7 protein-coding genes are annotated in these 6,624 nt (G+C 57.7%); all 7 read left to right on the forward strand.

All coding sequences use genetic code 11. The features are described 5' to 3' along the window. The first annotated feature begins 591 nt into the window (after positions 1-591). On the forward strand, positions 592-1,260 hold the full coding sequence (locus FJY67_10695; GenBank protein ID MBM3329919.1) for an HK97 gp10 family phage protein: 669 nt from the start codon (positions 592-594) through the stop codon (positions 1,258-1,260). After that, the gene (locus FJY67_10700; GenBank protein MBM3329920.1) at positions 1,257-1,790 is read left to right on the forward strand and encodes a hypothetical protein; all 534 of its coding nucleotides are present in this window, start codon (positions 1,257-1,259) and stop codon (positions 1,788-1,790) included. The genes FJY67_10695 and FJY67_10700 overlap by 4 nt, the downstream gene beginning before the upstream one ends. Further along, entirely contained in the window at positions 1,790-1,987 is a 198-nt protein-coding gene (locus tag FJY67_10705; protein MBM3329921.1) for a hypothetical protein, read from the forward strand. The genes FJY67_10700 and FJY67_10705 overlap by 1 nt, the downstream gene beginning before the upstream one ends. Then, positions 1,957-3,378 carry a hypothetical protein gene (locus FJY67_10710; protein MBM3329922.1) on the forward strand — a complete coding sequence of 474 codons (1,422 nt, stop codon included), beginning with the start codon at positions 1,957-1,959 and terminating at the stop codon, positions 3,376-3,378. The genes FJY67_10705 and FJY67_10710 overlap by 31 nt, the downstream gene beginning before the upstream one ends. A gap of 98 nt (positions 3,379-3,476) precedes the next feature. After that, a complete protein-coding gene (locus tag FJY67_10715) occupies positions 3,477-3,947 on the forward strand; it encodes a hypothetical protein (GenBank protein MBM3329923.1) in 471 nt (156 codons plus the stop codon). 106 nt (positions 3,948-4,053) lie between these two features. Beyond that, a complete protein-coding gene (locus FJY67_10720; protein ID MBM3329924.1) occupies positions 4,054-4,389 on the forward strand; it encodes a hypothetical protein in 336 nt (111 codons plus the stop codon). A 193-nt stretch (positions 4,390-4,582) separates the two neighbouring features. Further along, positions 4,583-6,624: phage tail tape measure protein (locus tag FJY67_10725; protein ID MBM3329925.1), on the forward strand; the 2,042-nt coding region annotated here is incomplete at its 3' end.

The following is a 6,624-nucleotide window of genomic DNA, read 5'->3' on the forward strand; positions in this document are numbered from 1 at the left end:
AACTGCTGCACGCCCTCCGGCTCGAATACCACGACGCCGACACCCCGCCGCAGCTCGAGGATGAGCAGCTGCAGAGGACGGTGTCGCAGGCGTTGGTGGCGCTGAAGAAAGATGTGAAGCAGGTCTACACGCTGAACGGCGAAGGAGTCATCTCCCCCGCCCTCGATCCAGAAGACAGGGAGCTGTTGGTGGCGTATGCGCTGGTCGTCATCTGCCGGATGATGCAAGCCAAGACTGCGCGGGGATTCTCCTTCTCATCGGGCGACAAGAGGATCGACAAGACCCGCCAGCCCGCTTACTGGGCGGAACTTGGAAGAGGCTATCTCGACCAATACCGCCAAGGCGTGGCCGAGCGCAACCCCGAATACGGCCTCGGCGTGCCCGCGGTGACGCCGATGCTCTATGGGGGCGACGTCCAATGATCACCGATGGCGAGCTGCAGATGATGAGTCTCGACATCGCCGAGCTGATTCGAATGTCGGGGCAATCGGCGGAGATCAGGCGCGCCGATACTGTGAACGCAGGTTCCTTTGACGGACCTGCGGAGGGAACTGAAACCCAAGTCGCAATTGTCCCGATCGAGTTCCAGCAATTATCGCCCGAAGAACTGAAGCAGATCGGCGCGGACGGGGTCTGTTCGATGCTGCCCGAAACCGATGTGCGCGAGGGAGATTTGGTGGTCTTCGGCGATGTGCGTTATGTCGTTTCCGATGTGCGGCGGGAGAACTGTTTCGGAGCCGTCACTCATCTGACTGTTCGCCTCGAGCGGGAATACAAGAATCCGTGATCAAGATCGAAGTCGACTTTCCGGCTGTGGAGAAGGTGAAGCGATTCGGCCGCAGCTATCCCGGCGCATTGAAGGTCGCGCTCTATCAAGGACTAACAGCCATCGCTCTGGAAATCCAACGCACGGCGGTTGAGAGATTGAAAGAAGGCGGCGCGGTCGATCTGGGACAACTGTGGAATTCTATTCACATCCATAAAATATCTCCAGGCGAAGTCATCGTCGGAACGAACGCCGAATACGCCGCCGCGGTGGAATTTGGGGCGGAAGGACACTGGCTCACCATAGACAAGATTCCAGGGTTCAGAGGTTGGATGAAGCGGCACGGAATAGACCCTGTGGCGAAGATGAAATACTTCTACGTCCACCCCAAGCCGAGGTCTTACATGGAGCCCGCATACCAGCAGGGGAAGCAGGTCGCGCCCGACGAGGTCAAGAGGGCTGTAGAAGCGGCGTTGCTGATGGCCGGCGTATGAAGCTGCAGAGTGCCATCGCCTTCTATCTGACGGAGCGCATTCCCGAGCTGCACGCCTTCAAAGACGAGATCGCCTTCGTCGCAGCGGGTAATCCCTATCCCTATCTGCTGATCGACCTGATCTCGACGCGGCGCAAAGCTGTGGGAACGGGCGTCTGGGACAGGACTCACGAAGGGATCGCGACCAAGGCCGTTTCGGTGCAGCAGGTGCTGCGGTTTACCGTCAGGGCGGCCAATACAGTGTCCAGGAACGGAAACGCCCACGTCGACGAAATCTGCGACCGGATCGATGCGCTGCTGATGGGGTTGTGCCGGGAAGGATCGGTGGATCTGCCAGTGCCCGATTCAGAGGATTTCCTTCACATCGAACGGATCGTCTTTCAAGGCAGGTATGATCTTCCGCCGATCGAAAAGGGTATGCCCTTCGTCTATCAACAGGCGTTGTCCTTCCTTTTCGTGGAGCAGCAGGTCGTATCCAAACCGGTTACAACAAATATGAACAAGATTTCCATCTCCTTTACGGAGTCCTAATGGCAGCCAAGAAACGTGAAGAGATAAATGGCAGCGAGCTTCGCCTCTCGACCATCATCGAACAGAATAAAATCCGTCCCATGGAAGCAAATGCGGTGATGACCGCTCATGGGTTGAAACCCTCCGACCGCATGGAGGCTGAACGCTTCCTGCAGCTGATTGAGGAATGGCGGCGGTCGCCGGTAAGGAGCAATTGATGGCGACACGTGTGATCAAGGACGTCTACACCGAATACCTATCAGGCTCAGTGGTCGTCACCCCTCCGCCTTCCAACATCGAGTTCGTGGCGGGTTGGGCCGAGGGCGGACAGTTACTTTCACGCTACACTATCTCCGATAAGGCGACCGCCAAGACCATCTTTCGCGACGGGGAGTTACTGAAGGCGCTGCTCGAAAGGCTCGACGCCGGAAGTTCCATCATCTATGCTGTCCGCATCGGAGACGCTAGAAGCTCCAGCCTCGAACTTAAGGCGCTGGAAGTGCCGGTCTTGAAGCTGGAGGCGGCCGAGCCTGGGACGTGGGGAAACGGCATCGAGGTCGATGTGTCGGGGACGGGCGCAACGCGGACAATCGAAATCACCGATCCCGCTTCCGATCAGACCTTCGCCTTCACAGAAGGAACGGTCGATTCTCTGGTCTTGGCCATCAATCAAGGCCAGAGTCTGGTGAAGACAACGAAGCTGAGCGATATCCTCCCTGATGCGACTGTGGGAAAAGCTCTTGCTGGGGGCACGAACGGCGAAAGCCTGACCAACGGCGACTACCTCGACGCCATCGAGTATTCGGAACAGTTTCCCGATGTGGCTTGGGTGCATTTCATTGGTGCGGACACTCCGGCACTGTGGACGGCCATCGCCACATCCTGTCGGAACATGGTTGAGAACGTCTTGGGCGAGAGGTTTGCCCTGCTCGACATGCCGAGGTTTTCACCTCTTGATCCCTTCAAACCGACGTCGCAGGATATTCAGGATTATGTGGAAAGCGCCATCGCCCTGAAAGAAGACTTCGCCGACCGCAATGCGGTCTTCTTCATCGGCGAGGCGCAGTTCTTGGACCCGGACGGCAATGCCTACTTCAACCGCGTCGGATCGGCCTGCTCTGGCCGGATGGCGACTGTCGATCTACAGAAGAGTCTTATGGGAGAGTCTCCGGCAGGAATCATCTCGCTTGTGCCGGAGTTCAATCGCGGCCAGCAGACGCAGTTGATCCAGGCCAATATCAACTATCTGCGGACGCAATCCGGCATCGGCAAGATCATCGCTTTATCTGTCAACGCGCCGCCGGCAGGCGAGACCTATAACCGCATCGAAAAGCTGCGGGCGGTCTATTCGGCGGGCAAGCAGGCGCGGCTGGCAGCCTTCCCACATTTGGGGAGGCCGAATGATGAAGGCGGCGAAGGGCTGAAGCTGCTGGAAGAGGATATCAAGCGCCCGCTCGAACTGATGCGCCAGAAGGGCCAGATCGACAGCTACAAGTTGGAATTGGTCTCGACTCCTGAGATGCGCAGCCTCGGCGAAGTGACGGTCAGGCTCTCCGTCAACTCGATGAAGGCGTTTGAAATTATTCTCACGAAAGTATATCTGGATTAAGGATGAGGAAGAAAGGGAGAAAGGAAGAAAGTGGGAATCAGCGCAGGAATGGACTTTCTCCCTTTCCTCCTTTCTCCCTTTCTCCCTGAAAGGACAATATGCCTGACCTAATAGAGGATTTGGGATTTGCCGACGGCATCTCCGGCAACTCCGTAAAGATGTTCCTGGACGGAGTCCCGGTTTTGGCGCTGCAGAACTTCAACTGGAAGATCAAGAAGGCCAAGAAAGCGCTCTACGGAGCGGGGTTCAAGTCGGCGCACGGCGTGACGCGCAGCGCCCACAAGACCTATGAGATCGACTTCGAGATCAAGGAAATCCTGACCAACTCAGCCATCAACGCCGCCGAGACCGCCAAGAACGCCGCCTTCCTGAAGACCTTCGAGGACTTCACCGACATCCGCAACGCGGTGATCATCATCATGTATCCTGGTGCGGCAGCGGTCAGATCCAAGACCTTCACCGGCGTGGAGATTACCGACCAAGAGGGGGGATTTTCCGACAGCGAAGACGCTGAACCGATCGGAATAAAATGCTCTGGATTTGCAACGGGTGCAACTGGAGTATTCTGAACGAGGAAGAAAGGTAGAAAGGAAGAAAGGGAGAAAGTAACCCACAGCCAGTCCCCCACTTTCTTCCTTTCTCCCTTTCTCCCTCACTACCTAAATAGGAACTGAAATGAATCAACCGACAGACAAAGAGCTTGCCGCCCTGAAAGAGAAATTCAAGGGCTATCCTCTCTTTCAATTGTCCGATCCGACGACCGGCGAGACCTTCATCGTCCGCGGCTCGAACTGGGACGAGTTCTCGCAAGTCGGCAACGTCAAGCCGGGGCGGGAAAACCGCGTACCCTTGAACATGGTCAAGGCGTATGTGGTCTGGCCGGAGATCGACGCCGTCGACCTGGAATACAACAAGTCGGGCAACTGGCAGCCGGGCAGGATCGTGGCGCTGGCCGAGCAGATTCAAGAGCTGCTCGGTTACAACAAAGCCTTTTCAGTAAAAAAGCTGTAGGCCGGGCGAAGGATGAGATCGCAAAAACCGGATACCTGCAGATGCGTGCGGCGATCTGCAAGACCTTCCCCGGCTACACATTCGAAACACTCGACGGGCTGCCGATGGATCGTGTGATGGAAATCTACGCTTCAGCTGAGTGGCTGGCTGAACAGGAGAAGCAGGCTGTGGAACGGAAGACGCGGAGGCGCTGATGTCGATGCTGCAAGGGTTCACACAGGGCATCAACATCCGCCTCATCGGCTCCTCCAATCTGGGTGACACGATGTCGGAGGCGGTGTCGCAGATGGATCGCTTCAAGACTTCAGCCAAGAGTCTGATGAAGATCGGCGGCTGGGCGTTGGGAGTGGGAACGGCGCTGGCAGGATTTGCGGCGCTGACCGTCAAATCTACCACCGACACGACCAAGGCGCTGGGCGAAATGGCGTCCTTGGGGTTCATCGACCTGCAGTCGCTGGAGCAGGCGGCGGGCGAGTTTTCAAGCCAGTTTGCCGGGGTCACCAAGCCCGACTTCATCGCGGCTGCCTATGACATCAAGTCTGGCATCGCCTCACTCTCGGACGTGGCTGTAGGGCAGTTCACTAAGATCGCAGCGCTGACGGCTAAGGCGACCAAAGCGTCGGTGGCCGAGATGACTTCGCTGTTTGCCACCGGGTACGGCATCTACAAGGATTATTACGGAAACCTCTCCGACTTCGAGTTCGGAGAACTCTTCTCCGGCGGCATCGCCGAATCGGTGCGCGCCTTCAAAACCACCGGACCCCAGATGGCGGCGGCGATATCGAATCTGGGCGCCTCGGCGACTTCGGCCAAGCGTCCGTTGGAAGAGCAGTTGGCTGTGCTGGGAATGCTGCAGGCGACGATGGCCGGATCGGAAGCTGGGACACATTACCGCGCCTTCATCAAGTCGGCGGCTGAAGCCGGGCAGCAGCTCGGAATCAGCTTCGTCGACGTCCGCAACGACCTTTTGCCGGTGACAGAGATACTCCAGCGCATCAAAGGCAAATATGGCGAGACGGTCGACGCCGTCGAGAAAATGGAACTGCAGAAGGCGTTCGGACGGATCGAAGCGATGGCGGCGGTCGATCTGCTGCTGCCGCAGATCGGAGCGCTCACCAGTAACATCGATATGCTGGGCACGGCAATGCAGGGCGGGACAGCCTCGACATTTCGCATGGCTGAGTCGATGAACAGTGATCTTGGCGCGGCCTTCGGTCTCTTGAAGCAGCGGGTTCACAACGCCTTCGAAGTCTTGGGCAAGGCAATTTTACCCGTAGTTACGCCGATGGTTCAGGCGGTATCGCAGGCGGCTGTGGCCTTCCAGCAATGGGGCGAAGCGCATCCGGGGTTGGTGAAACTTGGCATGGGTGTCGCCCTGATTGGTGGGGCGGTCTTGACGGTCTTGGGCGGACTGGCTTTGACCGGCGGCATGCTGCAATTGGGAATGGCGGGAATCATCGGTCTGGCTGCGTCACTGGGGATCGGGACGGCGGCAAGTTTGACCTTTTCGACTGCCTTGGGCGGTCTGGCGGGAGCGCTGTGGGCGACGCTGTCACCGCTGCTGCCGATTATGGCGGCGGCAGGACTGCTCTACTTCGCCTGGAAGACGAACTTCCTTGGACTGCGGGACACGACAGTCGCTGTCTGGACAGTGTTGCGGTCGCTGTTTGGATCGCTCAAAACGACCATTACCACAGTCTGGAATGTGATTTCGCCGATCTTCGGCGGCTGGATATCTGTCCTTTCGAACTGGTTCACGGCCTGGAATGACGGACTTACCGGCGCGAAATCTCCCCTGCTGAAGTTTGCCGGACTGATCGCCTATGCGGTCGGATTCAGCATCGGAATACTATCCCGCCTCTTCGGTTGGTTCAGGCAGCACAAGGCACTCGGGGCGGGACTGGGAATAGTCTTCGCCGGTGGAGCATTGGGAGTCTTCAAGTACGTGAAAGCCACTGGCGGACTGGTCAATGCGGTAAGTGTTCTTCCCTACTATCTGCGCGTAGCCGGCGCTGAGCTGAAATATCTGACGCTGAGAATGGCGGCCTACAATCCCGCTGCGCTTCCCGGTTTGATCAAGAGTGCATTCACAGCGATGGCTACCTCGGTGCGGAGTTCGGTCGCCGCGATGATTACCTCCCTCTCACGCGGTACAACTTCAGATTGGACCTTCGCTTTGAGTATGACAAAAGCGACCGCATCCTGGGCGGTCGGATTCGCCAAGGGAATCGGATT

The sequence above is a fragment of the Calditrichota bacterium genome (assembly GCA_016867835.1).
Classification (GTDB): Bacteria; Electryoneota; AABM5-125-24; order Hatepunaeales; family Hatepunaeaceae; genus VGIQ01.